The sequence below is a fragment of the Streptomyces sp. Y7 genome, assembly GCF_043195415.1.
Taxonomy (GTDB): Bacteria; Actinomycetota; Actinomycetes; order Streptomycetales; family Streptomycetaceae; genus Streptomyces.
Window position 1 is genome coordinate 95,231 of the sequence record NZ_JBIDDQ010000012.1, and the last position, 17,854, is coordinate 113,084.

Below are 17,854 nucleotides of genomic sequence, written 5' to 3' on the forward strand. Positions count from 1 at the left end.
GGCATGGATTCCGTAGAGGCTGATGCCTACCTCCGGCGCCTGGGAGCAGAGCACCCGGCGTGGCCCACCGTGGACGTACTGCGTGAGCTGCAACTGCGCCATCTGCAGACCGTGCCTTTCGAGAACCTGTCGGTGCACCTCGGCGAGGAGATCGTGCTGGAGGAGAAGCGGCTGCTGGACAAGGTGGTGGGCGCGCGGCGGGGCGGGTTCTGTTACGAACTGAACGGCCTGTTCGGGGCGTTGCTCCGCGCGCTGGGCTTCGATGTGACGTTGCTCGCCGCGCGTGTCTACGGCAAGGAGGAGCGGCTCGGGATCCCCTACGACCACATGGCGCTGAAGGTGGGCACGGTGGACGGCGGCGCGTGGCTGGCGGACGTCGGCTTCGGGGCGCACAGCCACTATCCGCTGGCGTTCGAGGCGCGGGGTGAGCAGGTGGATCCGGCGGGGGTGTTCCGGGTCGTGGAGTCGGGGCCCGACGCGGCCGGGGTACGCGGCGGGCCGGGTTCGGCGGAGGTGGGGGACCTGGACGTGGTGATGGACGGCAGACCGCAGTACCGGCTGGACCGGCGGCCCCGGGCGCTCGGTGACTTCGTGGCCGGCGCGTGGTGGCACAGCACCTCGCCCCTGTCGCACTTCACGCAGTCGCTGGTGTGCTCGCGGGTGACGGAGGAAGGCGGACGGATCACGCTGAGCGGGCGCACGTTCAAGACGACGGCGGCGGACGGGACGCGTGAGGAGCGGGAGTTGGGCACGGACGAGGAGGTGCTGCGGGTGTACCGGGAGCGGTTCGGGATCGAGCTGGACCGGGTGCCCACGGTGAGCAAGCCCGACCGGGGCGGCTGACCCGGCAGGGTCCCGGGGCCGGCCCGGTGCTGCGCTGCTGAGCCGGCTGACCGTGCCGGCACGGGGGATCGTGGTGGCACGGGGGATCGTGGTGGTGGGGGCGAGCATCCCGGTGGAGCGGGAGGTGCGGCTGATGTGCCCGGGGCCGACCCGGGACTCGCCTCGCGCCGGGTGCCCGAGAATGGCTCCGTGAGCGATGTGAGACATGTGCTGGTGCTGCCCGACCGAGACGCGGCCCAGGAGGCGGCGGAGGCGCTCGGGGAGCGGTTCGGGACCGACGAGGAGCCGCGCCTGGTGCGGGACGCCCTGGCCGGCGAGGACGACGCCGAGGACGCGCAGTGGCTCGTCGTGCTGCGGGACGAGGGCGGGCGGCTCGATCCGGGGGCGCTGGACGAGTTCGCGGGGGAGTGGGACGGGTGGCGGGAGGAGCCGTAACGCGTTCCGCTGGGCAGGGCCGACGAGGGGCCGTCGTGCGGCCGCGGGGCCCATTGTGGCTAGTCGCGCAGTTCCCCGCGCCCCTTGGGCGTTGCCGCACCGCAATGAGCCGTAGCGTTGCGCCGGGCAGGGTCGGCGAGGGGCCGTCGTGCGGCCGCGGGGCCCGTTGTGGCTAGTCGCGCAGTTCCCCGCGCCCCTTGGGCGTTGCCGCACCGCAATGAGCCGTAGCGTTCCGCTGGGCAGGGCCGACGAGGCGCCGTCGTCCGGCTGCGGGGCCCGTTGTGGCTGGTTGCGCAGTTCCCCGCGCCCCTTGGGCGTTGCCGCACCGCAATGAGCCGTAGCGTTCCGCTGGGCAGGGCCGACGAGGCGCCGTCGTCCGGCTGCGGGGCCCGTTGTGGCTGGTTGGGCGGTTCCTCGCGCCGCTTGGGCGTTGCCGCACGGCGAGGAGTCGTAGCGTTGCGCCGGGCAGGGTCGGCGAGGGGCCGTCGTTCGGCTGCGGGGCCCGTTGTGGCTGGTTGGGCAGTTCCTCCGCCCCTGGGCGTTGCCGCACCGCACGGTCGCCCGGTAGGGGTTGTCAGTGGCCCGTGCCATCCTTGTCGCGATGGCCAAGAAGAGTGCGAACGACGACCCCCTCGCCCCCGTGACCCTCGCGGTGGGTCAGGAGGACCTGCTGCTGGACCGTGCCGTGCGGGAGGTGGTGGTCGCCGCCCGTGCCGCCGACGCGGACACCGACGTGCGGGACCTGACCCACGACCAGGTGCAGCCGGGCACGCTGGCCGAGTTGACCAGCCCGTCGCTGTTCGCGGAGCGCAAGGTCGTGGTGGTGCGCGGGGCGCAGGATCTGTCGGCCGACTCGGTCAAGGACGTGACGGCGTATCTCTCCTCGCCCGCCGAGGAGATCACGCTGGTGCTGGTGCACGCCGGCGGAGTCAAGGGCAAGAAGCTGCTCGACGCCGCCCGCAAGGCGGGGGCGCGGGAGGTGGCGTGCCCGAAGATGACCAAGCCGGCGGACCGGCTGGCGTTCGTCAGGAGCGAGTTCCGGGCGACCGGGCGCTCGGCGACGCCCGAGGCGTGCCAGGCGCTGGTCGACTCCATCGGGAGCGATCTGCGGGAGCTGGCGTCCGCGGTGAGCCAGCTGGTCGCCGACGTCGAGGGCACCATCGACGAGGCGGTCGTCGGGCGGTACTACACCGGCCGTGCGGAGGCGTCGAGCTTCACGGTCGCCGACCGGGCCGTCGAGGGCCGGGCGGCCGAGGCGCTGGAGGCGCTGCGGTGGTCACTGTCCACCGGCGTGGCCCCCGTCCTGATCACCAGTGCGCTCGCCCAGGGCGTCCGGGCGATCGGCAAGCTGTCCTCCGCGCGCGGCGGCCGCCCCGCCGATCTCGCGCGCGAGCTGGGCATGCCGCCGTGGAAGATCGACCGGGTCCGCCAGCAGATGCGCGGGTGGACGCCCGACGGAGTCGCCCTCGCGCTGCGTGCGGTCGCCGAGGCCGACGCCGGTGTGAAGGGCGGCGGGGACGATCCCGAGTACGCCTTGGAGAAGGCGGTCGTGGCCATCGCGCGGGCCGCGCGGTCCAGAGGGCGCGGCTAGCGGCGGAAGAGGAGAATCGGGCGTATCAGCCGTATTTCGCCGGACTGGGAAAGGTGGCGAGCACGATGGCTGAACACCCGCACGCGGCTCTCGTCCGCAGGGGCTACGAGGCTTTCCAGAACGGAGACATGGACACCCTGCGGGGCCTGATGACCGGGGACTGCACGCACCATGTGCCCGGCTCCCACCCTCTGTCGGGGGACTACAAGGGGCTCGACTCGATCTTCGAGGGGTACTACGGCCGGCTCTTCTCGGAGACGGACAGAACGTTCCGGGTCGAGCCGCGCAACATCTTCGTGGACGGCCGCGGGCACGCGATGTCCGTGCACCACTTCACCGCCGACCGGGGCGGCAAGCACATCGACGAGATGGGCGGCATCGTCTTCCGGATCGTCGGCGACAAGATCACCGATCTCGACGAGTGTGTCGCGGACATCGAGAAGGGCAACGACTTCTGGTCCTGACGCGGTCGTGCCGAAGGCCCCGGCGCCCGCCCTGGGGAAGGGCGAGGTGCCGGGGCCTTCGATTGAAGCTGCTGGATCCGCACCCGCGTGGCGAACGCAGGCCGCGTGCGAATCCGGGGTGCCGGTCGGGAGCGGATGAGAGAGGGCCCGCTCTGGGTCCTACCGGCGGCTGGATCCGGGAAGCCGGATCCGATCAGACCAGATAAGGGGTTCAGCCCTTGAGGGCAGCGACCTTCGAAGCAAGCGCCGACTTCTTGTTGGCGGCCTGGTTCTTGTGGATGACGCCCTTGGAGACGGCCTTGTCGAGCTGACGCGCGGCAGCGCGCTGGTACTCGACGGCCTTCTCCTGGTCACCCGCGGCAGCGGCCTCACGGGCCTTGCGGATCGCGGTCTTCAGGGAGGACTTGACGGCCTTGTTGCGCAGCCGAGCCTTCTCGTTGGTCTTGATCCGCTTGATCTGGGACTTGATGTTCGCCACTGATTGAGCCTTTTCAGGTTCAGGCACGGGACCGCGAAGGACCCGCACCGGTGATTTTTTCGGGGTGTGCCTCGCGCTGAGAGGGCATGAGACACAGCCACCCAGACTACCAGTGGCCCGGCCGACGGCCCAAAACGGTCCCCGGTCGCCGCCCATGGGACCATGGAACCTACGTATCGATCCGACCCGAGGCATAAGGCGCCTCAAGAGACAGGACCCTGCGTGCCCGCGACCCCTAACAATGTGCCCGAGCCGAGCCGTACCGACCCGGCTCTGATCCGCAATTTCTGCATCATCGCGCACATCGACCACGGCAAGTCCACGCTCGCCGACCGGATGCTCCAGCTGACCGGCGTGGTCGAGCAGCGGCAGATGCGTGCTCAGTACCTCGACCGGATGGACATCGAGCGCGAGCGCGGCATCACGATCAAGTCCCAGGCGGTGCGGCTGCCCTGGGCTCCGACCCACGAGCCCGGTAACACCCACATCCTGAACATGATCGACACCCCCGGGCACGTCGACTTCACCTACGAGGTCTCGCGGTCGCTCGCCGCCTGCGAGGGGACCATCCTCCTCGTCGACGCCGCCCAGGGCATCGAGGCCCAGACCCTCGCCAACCTCTACCTGGCGATGGAGAACGACCTCACGATCATCCCCGTACTGAACAAGATCGACCTGCCGGCCGCGCAGCCCGAGAAGTTCGCAGAGGAGCTCGCCAACCTGGTCGGCTGCGACCCGAGCGATGTGCTCAGGGTGTCCGCCAAGACCGGTCTGGGCGTCGACGCCCTGCTCGACAAGGTCGTGGCCGAGGTCCCCGCCCCGGTCGGCGTCAAGGACGCGCCCGCCCGCGCGATGATCTTCGACTCGGTCTACGACTCCTACCGCGGTGTCGTGACGTACGTCCGTGTCATCGACGGCCAGCTCAACAAGCGCGAGCGCATCAAGATGATGTCGACGGGCGCCACGCACGAGCTGCTGGAGATCGGGACGAACTCGCCCGAGATGCTGTCGGCCGACGGCCTCGGCGTGGGTGAGGTGGGCTACCTCATCACCGGTGTGAAGGACGTCCGCCAGTCCAAGGTCGGTGACACCGTCACCAGCCAGCACAAGGGGGCCACGGAGGCGCTCGGGGGCTACAAGGACCCCAAGCCCATGGTCTTCTCCGGCCTGTATCCGCTGGACGGCTCCGACTACCCCGAGCTGCGCGAGGCGCTGGACAAGCTCCAGCTCAACGACGCCGCGCTCGTCTACGAGCCGGAGACCTCCGCGGCCCTCGGCTTCGGCTTCCGCGTCGGCTTCCTGGGGCTTCTGCACCTCGATGTGATCCGGGAGCGACTGGAGCGCGAGTTCGGGCTCGACCTGATCGCCACCGCGCCCAACGTGGTCTACCGCGTGGTGATGGAGGACGGCAGCGAGCACACCGTCACCAACCCCAGCGAGTTCCCCGAGGGCAAGATCAACGAGGTCTACGAGCCGGTCGTGCGCGCCACGATCCTCGCGCCGACCGAGTTCATCGGCTCGATCATGGAGCTGTGCCAGACCCGGCGCGGCACGCTGCTCGGTATGGACTACCTCTCCGAGGACCGCGTCGAGATCCGCTACACCCTGCCGCTCGCGGAGATCGTCTTCGACTTCTTCGACCAGCTGAAGTCCAAGACCCGCGGTTACGCGTCGCTGGACTACGAGCCCACCGGCGAGCAGACCTCCAGCCTGGTCAAGGTCGACATCCTGCTGCACGGCGACAAGGTGGACGCCTTCTCGGCGATCACCCACAAGGACGCCGCGTACGCGTACGGGGTGCGCCTGGTCGCCAAGCTGCGCGAGCTCATCCCGCGGCAGGCCTTCGAGGTGCCGATCCAGGCCGCCATCGGCTCCCGGGTCATCGCCCGCGAGACCATCCGCGCCATCCGCAAGGACGTCCTCGCCAAGTGCTACGGCGGCGACATCTCGCGTAAGCGCAAGCTGCTGGAGAAGCAGAAGGAAGGCAAGAAGCGCATGAAGATGGTGGGTTCCGTGGAGGTTCCGCAGGAGGCCTTCATCGCGGTGCTCAGCAGCGATGACAGCGCGGGGTCGGGCAAGGGCAAGAAGTAACCGCAGGTAACACCCGGTGGCCCGGCAAAACACCGCAACAGGGGTCCGTCGCACGCAAGTGCGACGGGCCTCTTTGTGTACGCCAGGTGACCCTCTGGAGGAAACGACAGGGCGCGGGCCCTTACGCACTGGCCTGTCGACCTTTAACCTGATCCCTGCTCGATAGTTACTCGCGAGTTAAACAACGTCTCGCGCGTAGGAACCAGCCGCACTGAGCCAGCCGCATCGTCGCGGGCCCCCGGAGGATGTCTTGAGCGACACACAGACACTGATCGAGAACCGCCCGCCGAGCGTGGCGACCCTCTTCCTGGAGCGCGTGGCCGCCACGCCGGACGCCGAGGCGTACCGCTATCCCGTGCCGGCGGCCTCGGGGCAGGGCCCCGAGGAGTGGAAGTCGCTGAGCTGGGGGCAGGCGTCCGAGCGGGTCTACGCCATCGCGGCCGGACTCATCGAGCTGGGCGTCCAGCCCGAGCAGCGGGTCGCCCTCGCCTCCTCGACCCGGATCGAGTGGATACTGGCCGACCTCGGCATCATGTGCGCCGGCGCCGCGACGACCACCGTCTATCCGCAGACCAACGCCGAGGAGTCGGCGTTCATCCTCTCCGACTCCGAGAGCCGGGTGCTGATCGCCGAGGACGCCGCCCAGGTGGCCAAGGCGCAGGAGAAGCGCGCCGAGCTGCCGAACCTGACCCATGTCGTCGTCATCGACGCGACCGGCGTCGAGACCGGCGACTGGGTGCTCAGCCTCGCCGAGTTGGAGGCCCGCGGCGCGGCCCGGCTGGAGAAGGACCCCGAGCTGATCAAGCAGCGGGTCGGTGCGATCACCAAGGACCAGCTCGCCACACTGATCTACACCTCCGGCACCACCGGCCGCCCCAAGGGCGTGCGGCTGCCGCACGACAACTGGTCGTACATGGCGAAGGCGATCGCCGCGACCGGCCTGGTCGGCGCGGAGGACGTGCAGTACCTGTGGCTGCCGCTCGCGCACGTCTTCGGCAAGGTGCTCACCTCCGGCCAGATCGAGGTCGGCCACGTCACCGCCGTCGACGGCCGCGTCGACAAGATCATCGAGAACCTGCCGGTCGTGCAGCCGACGTACATGGCCGCCGTGCCGCGCATCTTCGAGAAGGTCTACAACGGGGTCGCCGCCAAGGCCCGCGCGGGCGGCGGCGCCAAGTACAAGATCTTCCAGTGGGCCGCCGAGGTCGCCCGCGAGTACGCCAAGGTCACCCAGGACAACTTCCGGCGCACCGGCACCCACTCCGCGCCGTTCGGCCTCGCCGCCAAGCACAAGGTCGCCGACACCCTCGTGTACGCCAAGATCCGCGAGGCCTTCGGCGGCAACCTGCGCGCCTGCGTCTCGGGCAGCGCCGCCCTCGCGCCGGAGATCGGCTACTTCTTCGCCGGCGCCGGCATCCACGTCCTGGAGGGCTACGGCCTCACCGAGTCCTCCGCCGCCTCCTTCGTGAACCCGGGCGAGGCCTACCGCACCGGCACGGTCGGCAAGCCGCTGCCCGGCACCGAGGTCCGTATCGCCGACGACGGCGAGATCCTGCTGCGCGGCCCCGGCATCATGGAGGGCTACCACGGGCTGCCGGACAAGACCGCCGAGGTGCTGGAGGCCGACGGCTGGTTCCACACCGGTGACATCGGCGAGCTGTCCCCGGACGGGTATCTGCGCATCACCGACCGCAAGAAGGACCTCATCAAGACGTCCGGCGGCAAGTACATCGCGCCCGCCGAGGTCGAGGGACAGTTCAAGGCGGTGTGCCCGTACGTCTCCAACATCCTGGTGCACGGGGCCGACCGGAACTTCTGCACCGCGCTGATCGCGCTGGACGAGGTCGCGATCCAGGCGTGGGCCGACGAGAACGGGCTGTCCGGGAAGTCGTACGCGGAGATCGTGGCCGCGCCGGCCACCGTCGAGATGGTCGACGGCTACGTCAAGAAGCTCAACGAGGGGCTTCAGAAGTGGCAGACGATCAAGAAGTTCCGGCTGCTGCCGCGGGACCTCGACGTCGAGCACGGTGAGATCACGCCGAGCCTGAAGCTGAAGCGGCCCGTGGTGGAGCGGGAGTACAAGGCGCTGATCGAGGAGATGTACGCCGGTACGCGCGAAGCGTAGGGGAGGGCGGGGGACTGTGCGCCGCCGCGGGTTCGTCGTGGCCCGTCGCGCAGTTCCCCGCGCCCTCGCACGGCGGGCAGCGGGGCCCTAACCCACGAGCCGGCGTATCTCATGGACCCGCGCGCGCAGGTCCGTCAGATCCGGAGGGGTTTCGTCGGAGAGCTGGTCCGCCAGGTCCGCCAACTGTGTGCTCAGCTGCTTGCTCTGGACGTGCACGCGGCTCAGCAGGTGCTCCAACTGCCGGGTCTTGCGGTGCAGATCGAGGAACACCGACACCTTGGCACGCAGCACCCAGGGGTCGAACGGCTTGGTCAGATAGTCGGCGGCGCCGGTGGCATAGCCGCGGAAGGCGTAGCCGGGCTCGTCCTCCGCGCCGGTCAGGAAGATGATCGGGACGTCCTTGGTCTGGTCGAGCCGCTTGATGTTCGTCGCGGTCTCGAAGCCGTCCATGCCCGGCATCCGGACGTCGAGCAGGACCAGGGCGAAGCGCTGTCGCAGCAGCGCCTTCATGGCCTCCTCGCCCGAACGCGCACGGACCAGCGGCTCGTTGAGGGACCCCAGGACGGCCTCCAGCGCGATCAGGTTGTCCTCCATGTCGTCGACCAGAAGGATTCCCGCACGCTCGTCGGTCGTTGCCTCAGCGCTCATGGTGAAGTGGCCTCATTCGGTGATGGTCGGCGGGACCTCTTCCCTCTCGGAAGTGTCCGGTCCCGGTCCTGCGGTGTGATCCGGGTGCGCGGAACGGCCCTCCGGCTGCGCGGCCTCGGGGTCCAGGAGGTCGCAGACGACGGTGAGGAGCTGATCCACGTCCACCGGCTTGGGTACGTAGTCGTTGGCGCCCCGCGCGATGGACTTCTCCCGGTCTCCGGGCATGGCCTTCGCGGTCAGCGCGACGATGGGCAGATGAGCCCACCGCGGGGTGCGGCGGATGGCGGAGATCGTCTCATATCCGTCCATCTCCGGCATCATGATGTCCATCAGGACGAGTTCGACGTCCGGTGTGCGCTCCAGCGTCTCGATGCCCTCGCGGCCGTTCTCCGCGTACAGCACCGGCATGCCGACCCGGCCCAGCACATGGGTCAGCGCGAAGACGTTACGGATGTCGTCGTCCACGATCAGCACCCGCCGGCCCGGCAGCACCTGGCCCGCCCGGCCCGACTGCCACGCCTCCAGCTTGGTCGGCGTCGGCCATGAGTCGTCCGCGTCGTGGGTGGCCGCGTACGGCTCGGCCGACAACTGCTCCGGGACCGGCAGGAGACGGTCCTCGGGCACCGGGCCGGTCGCCGAGTGACCGGGGCTGACGACCGGGACGTACAGCGTGAACGTGGAGCCCTTGCCGGGCTCGCTCTCGGCGACGATACGGCCGCCCAGCAGGCCCGCGATCTCCCTGCTGATGGACAGGCCGAGTCCCGTGCCGCCGTACTTGCGGTTGGTGGTGCCGTCGGCCTGCTGGAACGCCTCGAAGATCACCGGGAGCTTCTCGGCCGCGATGCCGATGCCGGTGTCGGTGACGGCGAAGGCGATCACCTCGTCGCCCTCCAGGGCGTGCAGGTGCTCGGGATCCTTGATCCGCCCCACCCGCAGTTCGACCCGCCCGGTCGCGGTGAACTTGATCGCGTTGGACAGCAGGTTGCGCAGGATCTGCTGCAGCCGCTGTTCGTCCGAGTACATCTCGCGCGGCACGTCCTCGCCGACCGACACCTCGAAGGCCAGCCCCCGGTCGAGGGTGAGCGGGCGGAAGGTGGCGTGGACGTAGTCGAGCAGTTTGATCAGCGGCAGCTTCTTCGGGCGTACGTCCATCCGGCCGGCCTCGATCTTCGACAGGTCCAGGATGTCGTTGATCAGCTGGAGCAGATCCGAGCCGGAACGGTGGATGGTCGTCGCGAACTGCACCTCCTGGTCGGTGAGATGGCCGTCGGGGTTGTCCGACAGGAGGCGGGCCAGGATGAGCAGGGAGTTCAGCGGTGTGCGCAGCTCGTGCGACATGTTCGCCAGGAACTCCGACTTGTACTGGGAACTGGTGGCGAGCAGGGCGGCCTTCTCCTCCAGCTCGGCGTTGGAGCGCTGCAGCTCCGCCTGCTGCATCTGGAGTTCGTCCGTGCGCTCCTGGAGCTGCATCGCCAGCCGCTGGGACTCGCCGAGCAGGGACTCCGTACGGGAGTTGGCGATGATCGTGTTGATGGCGACGGCGATGGTGTTGACGAACTGGTCGAAGAAGGCCAGGTGCACATCGGAGAAGCGGGAGAAGGACGCGAGCTCGATCACGCCGAGGAGCTTGTCCTCGAAGAGGATCGGGATGATGACGACGCTGGTGGGGGCCGCCTCGCCGAGACCGCTGTTGATCTTGATGTAGTCCGGCGGTGCCTCCTCCACGAGGATCCGCTTCTTCTCCCGAGCCGCCTGCCGGACCAGGCCGTGCACCGGCAGGCCGCCCGTCTCGACGGTCGCGCCCTGCGCGGAGCCGTACCCGGCGATGAACGCCAGGCCCTTCGTCGGGACGGTGGTGCGCAGGGACGCGCTCTCCTCGTCCGGGTCGGCCAGGAAGAACGCGCCGTACTGCGCGTTCACCAGCGGGGTCAGCTCGCGCAGCAGCAGGTCGGCGACCTCCATCAGGTCGCGGTGGCCCTGCATCAGAGCGGCCAGCCGGGCCAGGTTGGACTCCAGCCAGTCCTTCGCGCGGGTGGTCTCGCGGAGGTTGGCCACCATCAGATTGATGTTGTCCTTCAGCTCCGCGACCTCACCCTGCGTCTCCACGGTGATCGAGCGGGACATGTCGCCCTGGGCCACCGCGGAGGCGACCTCGGCGATCGCACGGACCTGGGTGGTCAGGTTCGACGCCAGCTCGTTCACGTTCGTCGTCAGGCGCTTCCAGGTGCCGTACACGCCCTCGACCCTTGCCTGGCCGCCCAGCCGGCCCTCGGAGCCGACCTCGCGGGCCACGCGGGTGACCTCGGAGGAGAAGGAGGAGAGCGTGTCCACCATCGTGTTGATGGCGGTCTTCAGCTCCAGGATCTCGCCGCGCGCGTCCACGTCGATCTTCTTGGACAGGTCGCCGTTGGCGACGGCGGTGGTGACCTGGGCGATGTTGCGGACCTGCGAAGTGAGGTTGTCCGCCATGTAGTTGACGTTGTCGGTCAGGTCCCGCCACACGCCGGAGACGCCCAGCACCTGTGCCCGGCCGCCCAGCCGGCCGTCGGTGCCGACCTCGCGGGCCACCCGGGTCACCTCGTCGGCGAAGGCGCGCAGCTGCTGCACCATCGTGTTGACGGTGTCCTTCAGTTCCAGGATCTCGCCGCGGGCGTCGACGGTGATCTTCTTGGACAGGTCGCCGTTGGCGACGGCGGTGGTCACCTGGGCGATGTTGCGGACCTGGGAGGTCAGGTTCAGCGCCATGAAGTTGACGTTGTCGGTGAGGTCTTTCCAGACGCCGGAGACGCCCCGGACCTGCGCCTGACCGCCGAGGTTTCCCTCGGTGCCGACTTCCCGGGCGACGCGGGTGACCTCGTCGGCGAAGGCGGAGAGCTGGTCCACCATCGTGTTGATGGTCGACTTCAGCTCCAGGATCTCGCCCTTCGCCTCGACGGTGATCTTCTTGCCGAGGTCGCCCTGGGCGACGGCCGTGGAGACCAGGGCGATGTTGCGGACCTGCGAGGTCAGGTTGTCCGCCATGAAGTTGACGTTGTCGGTGAGGTCCTTCCAGACGCCGGAGACGCCCCGGACCTGCGCCCGGCCGCCGAGGTTTCCCTCGGTGCCGACTTCCCGGGCGACGCGGGTGACCTCGTCGGCGAAGGCGGAGAGCTGGTCCACCATCGTGTTGATGGTCGACTTCAGCTCCAGGATCTCGCCCTGGGCGTCCACCGTGATCTTCTGCGACAGGTCGCCGTTGGCCACGGCGGTGGTCACCTGGGCGATGTTGCGCACCTGCGAGGTCAGGTTCGACGCCATGAAGTTGACGTTGTCGGTGAGGTCCTTCCACACACCGGAGACGCCCCGCACCTGCGCGCGCCCGCCCAGCTGCCCCTCGGTGCCGACCTCGCGCGCGACGCGGGTGACCTCGTCGGCGAAGGCGGAGAGCTGGTCCACCATCGTGTTCACGGTCAGCTTCAGTTCGAGCAGCTCGCCGGTCGCCTCGACGGTGACCGTACGGGTCAGGTCGCCCCGCGCCACGGCCGTCGTCACCGCCGCGATGTCGCGCACCTGCGCCGTCAGCCGGGACGCCATCGCGTTGACCGCCTCGGTCACGTCCCGCCAACTGCCCGACAGACCCGTCACCTTGGCCCGGCCGCCGAGCCGGCCCTCGGTGCCGACCTCGCGGGCCACCCGGGTGACCTCGCCGGTGAACAGGGAGAGCTGGTCGACCATCTTGTTCACGGCCCGGCCCAGACGGCGCAGGTCGCCGCGTAACTGCCGGCTGCCGTCGTGCAGATCGACGCGCTGGGTCAGGTCGCCGCCCGCCACCGCGTCGAGCACGCGTGTCGCGTTCGCCGCCGGCGCCACCAGGGCGTCGAGCAGATGGTTGACGTCGTTGACGCGGGTCGTCCAGTCGCCCTGGCCCGGGCTGGCGGACAGCCGCTCGTCCAGCCTGCCGTGCCGGACCAACTCCCTTTTGACGCGCTGCACTTCCCCGTTGAAGTGCGAACTGCGGTCCATGATCTGGTTGAAGACCGCCGTCAGTTCGGCCACCACTCCCTCACCGGTCTCCGGGACCCGGCGGAAGTCCCCGTCCCGGGCCGCGGTCATCGCGGCGAGCAGCGGGCGCAGATCCGATGCTCGAATGTGACCGTCTTTCTGTCCTTCTTCGAGCACACGCGTAGCACGGTTCTCACTCATGGCGGCCCACTTCGGTAACTCGGTGCTTATGGGCGAGGCCAGTCTGTCACTCTGTCGGCGTCGACTGAGGCGTATTCGTCCGAACCGCTCGGGGAGCTGTACATGGGGGCCATTCCGGTGCAACGGGAGACCGTCACCCGTGCCTGTGATGCGCCCGCGCCCGAGAACGGCGGCGCGCAGACCCGCACCGTCCTCCCCGGCAGCCCGCTCTCCCCGGGCTCCGCCCGCACCCTCGTGCGCGCCGCCCTCAGCGACTGGGCCGCCTCCGGAGTGCCCGGTACCGAGCACATCGGCGAGCGGCTCCTCGACGACGCCGTGGTGGCCGTCAGCGAACTCGTCACCAACGCCGTCGTCCACGCCGGCACCGAGGTCGAGCTCAGCTGCCGGCTGGAGGAGGACGGCGCCCTCCTCGTCGAGGTCCTGGACCACCACCCCTCACGCGCACCCCGCGACGGGGAGCTGGAGGCGCCGTACGAGACACCGGAGTACGGGCGCGGGCTGCGGCTGGTGTCCCGGCTCGCGGAGTCCTGGGGCGTCACCTACCGAACCGGCGCCAAGACCGTGTGGGCGCGGCTGCCCGCCGAGGACCCCGTGGCGGCCAAGGACGACATCGAGCTGTACGCCGAGGAACGCGCGCTGGAGCGCGGGCTGCGGGTCGCGGAGATCCTCGCCCCGGAGCCCCAGCGGGCCGAGCGCGACCGGGACTGGCTCAACCGGGGTGCCCTGTCCTTCCTCGCCGAGGCCTCCGACCTGCTCGCCGGGCAGCTCGACGAGAACCTCGTCGCCGCGCTCGCCGGCCAGCTGATCGTGCCGCGCCTCGCGGACTGGTGCGCGGTGTGGCTGGAGGACGAGGTCGCCGGGCGCTGGGGCTACGCCCGCTCCGGCGAGGCGGACGGCGGGGGAGGCTGGGCCGTGGACGGCATCGCGGGGACCGGGCCCCGGCTCGCCCGCGTCTGGCACGGCTCGGAGAACCTCATCGAGGAACTCCGCCGCGCCCTGGAGAAGGAGCCGCCGCTGCCGCCGGACAACCACCGCACCGGACCCGTGCCCTACCCCTGGCCCGGCGACGCGCTCGGCCGCCGCCAGACCCACGGCACCGCGCTCGCCTACCGCCTGATCGCCGGCGGCCATCCGCTGGGCACGCTGGTCATCGGGCGGGCCGACCTCGTGCGCTTCCCCGACGAGGTCACCGGACTGGTCGAGGACCTCAGCCGCCGCGTCGCCCTCGCCATCGGCGCGGCCCGCCAGTACGCCCGGCAGGCCACCATCAGCCGGGTCCTGCAGCGCGGCCTGCTGCCCGGCGCCGTCGCCGAGATCCCCGGTGTGGCCAGCGCGCTGGTGTACGAGCCGTGCGACAAGGGCGGCCCGAGCGGCGACTTCTACGACCTGTTCCCGGCCCGCGACGGCCGCTGGTGCTTCGCCATCGGCGACGTCCAGGGCAAGGGCCCCGAGGCGGCCGTGGTGATCGGCATCGCGCGGCCCTGGCTGCGGCTCCTCGCCCGCGAGGGCTACCGCGTCTCCGACGTCCTGGACCGCCTCAACCAGCTCCTGCTCGACGACGCCACGGAGGCCGCCGACGCCGCCGCCCGCGCCCTCGTCGGCCCGGCAGCGCCCGGCGACGGCCCGCAGACCCGGTTCCTGTCCCTGCTGTACGGCGAGCTCACGCCCTTCGAGGGCGGCATCCGCTGCACCCTCGCCTCCGCGGGCCATCCGCTGCCCCTCCTCCTCGGCGCGGACGGCGAGGTCCACACCGCCGCGCAGCCGCAGACCCTCCTCGGGGTCGTCGAGGACGCGACGTACACCAGCGAGACCTTCGAGCTGCGTCCCGGCGACACCCTGCTGTGCGTGACCGACGGCGTGACCGAGCGGCGCAGCGGCTCCCGCCAGTTCGACGACGGCGACGGCCTCGCGACCGCGCTCGCCGGGTGCGTCGGCCTGAACGCCCAGCTGATCGCGGAACGGATCCGCCGGCTGGTGCACGAGTTCGGCGGCCGCCCGCCGGAGGACGACCTGGCGCTGCTGGTGCTCCAGGCCGAGTAGGGGTTCCGGAGATCACCCGCGCGTGCTGGACAATGGAACCCATGCCCTCCGCACTCCCCGACGGCGAGCCCGTTCCCGACGACGGCGCGCTGCCCGCCTCCGCGCTCACCGGGACCGCCGACCGCCCCCTCGGCTTCTATCTGCACGTCCCGTACTGCGCGACCCGCTGCGGCTACTGCGACTTCAACACCTACACCGCCACCGAGCTGCGCGGCACCGGCGGAGTGCTGGCGTCCCGCGACAACTACGCCGAGACGCTCGTCGACGAGATCCGCCTGGCCCGCAAGGTCCTCGGAGACGACCCCCGCGAGGTCCGCACGGTCTTCGTCGGCGGCGGTACGCCCACCCTGCTGGCCGCCGACGATCTCGTACGGATGCTGGGGGCGATCCGCGACGAGTTCGGGCTGGCGCCGGACGCGGAGATCACCACGGAGGCGAACCCCGAGTCGGTGGACCCGGCCTATCTGGCCACGCTCCGCGAGGGCGGCTTCAACCGGATCTCCTTCGGCATGCAGAGCGCGAAGCAGCACGTGCTGAGGATCCTCGACCGCACGCACACCCCCGGCCGCCCCGAGGCCTGCGTCGCCGAGGCCCGTGCCGCGGGCTTCGAGCATGTGAACCTGGACCTGATCTACGGCACCCCGGGCGAGTCGGACGACGACTGGCGGGCCTCCCTGGAGGCGGCGCTGGGCGCCGGCCCCGACCACGTCAGCGCGTACGCCCTGATCGTGGAGGAGGGCACCCAGCTGGCCCGCCGGATCCGCCGCGGCGAGGTCCCGATGACGGACGACGACGTCCACGCGGACCGCTACCTGATCGCGGACGAGGTGATGTCGGCGGCCGGTTTCGACTGGTACGAGGTCTCCAACTGGGCGACCTCCGAGGCCGCCCGCTGTCTGCACAACGAGCTGTACTGGCGCGGCGCCGACTGGTGGGGCGCGGGCCCCGGAGCCCACTCGCACGTCGGCGGGGTGCGCTGGTGGAACGTCAAGCACCCGGGCGCGTACGCGGCGGCGCTGGCGGCCGGGCGGTCACCCGGTGCCGGCCGCGAACTCCTGTCGGACGAGGACCGCAGGGTGGAGCGCGTCCTGCTGGAGCTGCGGCTGCGCGAGGGCGTGCCCCTGGCGCTGCTGCGGCCGGACGGCCTGCGGGCGGCCCGCCGCGCCCTGACGGACGGGCTCCTGGAGCAGGGTCCGTACGACGAGGGGCACGCGGTGCTGACGCTGCGGGGCCGGTTGCTGGCGGACGCGGTGGTGCGGGACCTCGTGGACTGAGCCGGGCGGGCGTCCTACGCCGGAGCCGTGACGAAGTCGATCAGCTCCTCCACGCGTCCCAGCAGCTCCGGCTCCAGGTCCTTGTAGGAGCGCACCCGGCCCAGGATCGCCTGCCAGGCGGCACCGGTGTTCTCCGGCCATCCCAGCGCCCGGCACACCCCCGTCTTCCAGTCCTGCCCGCGCGGCACCCGCGGCCAGGCCGCAATGCCCAGGGACGACGGCTTCACCGCCTCCCAGATGTCGATGTACGGGTGGCCCACCACCAGGGCGTGCTCGCTGGTCACGGACTCGGCGATGCGCCATTCCTTGGAGCCGGGGACCAGATGGTCGACCAGGACGCCCAGCCGCGCGTCCGGGCCCGGCGCGAAGTCCGCGACGACCGACGGCAGGTCGTCGACACCCTCCAGGTACTCCACCACCACGCCCTCGATGCGCAGGTCGTCGCCCCACACGCGCTCGACCAGCTCGGCGTCGTGCCGGCCCTCCACGTAGATACGGCCGGCGCGGGCCACCCGCGCGCGTGCCCCGGGGACGGCGACCGAACCGGAGGCCGTACGGGTGGGGCGTACCGGGGCCGCGCCCGTCGGCCGGACGAGCGTCACCACCTTGCCCTCCAGCAGGAACCCGCGCGGCTCCATCGGGAACACCCGGTGCTTGCCGAAGCGGTCCTCCAGGGTCACCGTGCCCGCCTCGCAGCGGATCACCGCGCCGCAGAACCCCGTGCCGGGCTCCTCGACCACGAGGCCGGGCTCCGCGGGGACCTCGGGGACGGGCCCGGGCTTCTTCTTCCAGGGCGGGGTCAGGTCCGGGGAGTACTGGCGCATTCGGATGACGATAGGAGAAGCGCGGCCCACCCGTCCGGCGGATCAGCGCGACACGCCGAAACGGGTGGCCAGGGCCTCGCGCTGGCGCCGGACGAACCGCGCGTCCACCACCGCTCCGTGACCGGGCACGTACAGCGCGTCCTCGCCGCCCAGGGCGAGGAGACGGTCCAGGGCGGCCGGCCAGCGCGACGGCACCGCGTCGGGACCGGCCTGGGGTTCACCCGACTCCTCCACCAGATCGCCGCAGAACACCACCTCCCGGTCGCCGGGGGTGTCGCCCGGCACGAGCACGACCAGATCGTGGGCGGTGTGGGCCGGGCCCACGTTCGCCAGCAGGACCTGGCGGCCACCCCCCAGGTCGAGCGTCCACTCGCCGCTGACCTGGTGGTGCGGGCGGATCAGCGCGTCCACCGCCTCCTCCGCCGCGGCCGGATCCAGGCCGTTGGTCACCGCGTCGTCCCGCAGCTCCTCGCGCGCCTGCCGGCCGTCGAGCACCGTGTCCATGCCGACCGGGCCGTAGACCTCCGTGCCCGCGAACGCCGCCGCACCGAAGACATGGTCGAAGTGGGGGTGCGTCAGCGCGAGATGAGTCACACGGTGACCGGCGAGCCACTGCGCCTGCGTACGCAGCCGCACGCCCTCCGCGAGGCTGGAACCGGCGTCGACGATCAGTGCCGTGCCGTCGCCCACGACCAGCCCCGCCGTGCAGTCCCAGCCCGGAAGCCGACACCGGCCCACGCCGGACGCCAGCTCCTCCCATCCCAGCTCTTCCCAAGTCACCGTCATGCGGCGACGCTAGCGGGGACACCCGCGTCGAGCACGGCGGACCTGGCCCGGCCTTGCCCGGGGTGTACCCCAC

13 protein-coding genes are annotated in these 17,854 nt (G+C 70.8%); 8 read left to right on the forward strand and 5 right to left on the reverse strand.

Annotation, left to right across the window (positions count from 1 at the left end; genetic code table 11):
* Positions 1-3 precede the first annotated feature (3 nt).
* The 4 genes from ACGFW6_RS26995 (at position 4) to ACGFW6_RS27010 (ending at position 3,333) form a co-directional block, all read left to right on the forward strand.
* Entirely contained in the window at positions 4-843 is an 840-nt protein-coding gene (locus tag ACGFW6_RS26995) for an arylamine N-acetyltransferase (RefSeq protein WP_393514963.1), read from the forward strand.
* Between the two features lie 189 nt (positions 844-1,032).
* Positions 1,033-1,278, forward strand: a complete 246-nt coding sequence (locus tag ACGFW6_RS27000) for a hypothetical protein (protein ID WP_381640212.1) — start codon at positions 1,033-1,035, stop codon at positions 1,276-1,278.
* Positions 1,279-1,879: 601 nt separating this feature from the next.
* Positions 1,880-2,869 (forward strand): DNA polymerase III subunit delta, encoded by a 990-nt coding sequence (holA, locus tag ACGFW6_RS27005; RefSeq protein WP_393514967.1) that lies wholly within the window; start codon positions 1,880-1,882, stop codon positions 2,867-2,869.
* 65 nt (positions 2,870-2,934) lie between these two features.
* Positions 2,935-3,333, forward strand: coding sequence for a nuclear transport factor 2 family protein (locus tag ACGFW6_RS27010; protein WP_393514970.1), 399 nt, complete (start codon positions 2,935-2,937; stop codon positions 3,331-3,333).
* A gap of 211 nt (positions 3,334-3,544) precedes the next feature.
* Here ACGFW6_RS27010 and rpsT read toward each other — a convergent pair whose 3' ends face one another.
* A complete protein-coding gene (rpsT, locus tag ACGFW6_RS27015; RefSeq protein ID WP_393514973.1) occupies positions 3,545-3,811 on the reverse strand; it encodes a 30S ribosomal protein S20 in 267 nt (88 codons plus the stop codon).
* 222 nt (positions 3,812-4,033) lie between these two features.
* On the opposite strand from rpsT, the gene lepA reads away from it, so the two are divergent.
* Together lepA and ACGFW6_RS27025 are read left to right on the forward strand one after the other, a co-directional pair.
* Positions 4,034-5,902, forward strand: a complete 1,869-nt coding sequence (gene lepA, locus ACGFW6_RS27020) for a translation elongation factor 4 (protein WP_393514980.1) — start codon at positions 4,034-4,036, stop codon at positions 5,900-5,902.
* Positions 5,903-6,152: 250 nt separating this feature from the next.
* Positions 6,153-8,027 (forward strand): AMP-dependent synthetase/ligase, encoded by a 1,875-nt coding sequence (locus tag ACGFW6_RS27025; RefSeq protein ID WP_393514983.1) that lies wholly within the window; start codon positions 6,153-6,155, stop codon positions 8,025-8,027.
* Between the two features lie 87 nt (positions 8,028-8,114).
* Here ACGFW6_RS27025 and ACGFW6_RS27030 read toward each other — a convergent pair whose 3' ends face one another.
* Together ACGFW6_RS27030 and ACGFW6_RS27035 are read right to left on the reverse strand one after the other, a co-directional pair.
* Positions 8,115-8,675 carry a two-component system response regulator gene (locus ACGFW6_RS27030; RefSeq protein ID WP_393514986.1) on the reverse strand — a complete coding sequence of 187 codons (561 nt, stop codon included), beginning with the start codon at positions 8,673-8,675 and terminating at the stop codon, positions 8,115-8,117.
* Between the two features lie 12 nt (positions 8,676-8,687).
* Positions 8,688-12,857 (reverse strand): HAMP domain-containing protein, encoded by a 4,170-nt coding sequence (locus tag ACGFW6_RS27035; protein ID WP_393514989.1) that lies wholly within the window; start codon positions 12,855-12,857, stop codon positions 8,688-8,690.
* A 102-nt stretch (positions 12,858-12,959) separates the two neighbouring features.
* Here ACGFW6_RS27035 and ACGFW6_RS27040 point away from each other — a divergent pair, with 102 nt between their 5' ends.
* Positions 12,960-14,897, forward strand: a complete 1,938-nt coding sequence (locus tag ACGFW6_RS27040; protein WP_393514992.1) for a SpoIIE family protein phosphatase — start codon at positions 12,960-12,962, stop codon at positions 14,895-14,897.
* A 41-nt stretch (positions 14,898-14,938) separates the two neighbouring features.
* Positions 14,939-16,171: a radical SAM family heme chaperone HemW gene (gene hemW / locus ACGFW6_RS27045; protein WP_393514995.1), complete on the forward strand. Its 1,233-nt coding sequence runs from the start codon at positions 14,939-14,941 to the stop codon at positions 16,169-16,171.
* A gap of 14 nt (positions 16,172-16,185) precedes the next feature.
* Here the strand turns inward: hemW and ACGFW6_RS27050 are convergent, their stop codons facing one another.
* Together ACGFW6_RS27050 and ACGFW6_RS27055 are read right to left on the reverse strand one after the other, a co-directional pair.
* A complete protein-coding gene (locus tag ACGFW6_RS27050; protein ID WP_393514998.1) occupies positions 16,186-16,995 on the reverse strand; it encodes a DUF3097 domain-containing protein in 810 nt (269 codons plus the stop codon).
* A 42-nt stretch (positions 16,996-17,037) separates the two neighbouring features.
* Complete coding sequence (locus ACGFW6_RS27055; RefSeq protein ID WP_393515000.1) at positions 17,038-17,781, reverse strand: MBL fold metallo-hydrolase; 744 nt, start codon at positions 17,779-17,781, stop codon at positions 17,038-17,040.
* Between the last annotated feature and the right edge of the window lie 73 nt (positions 17,782-17,854).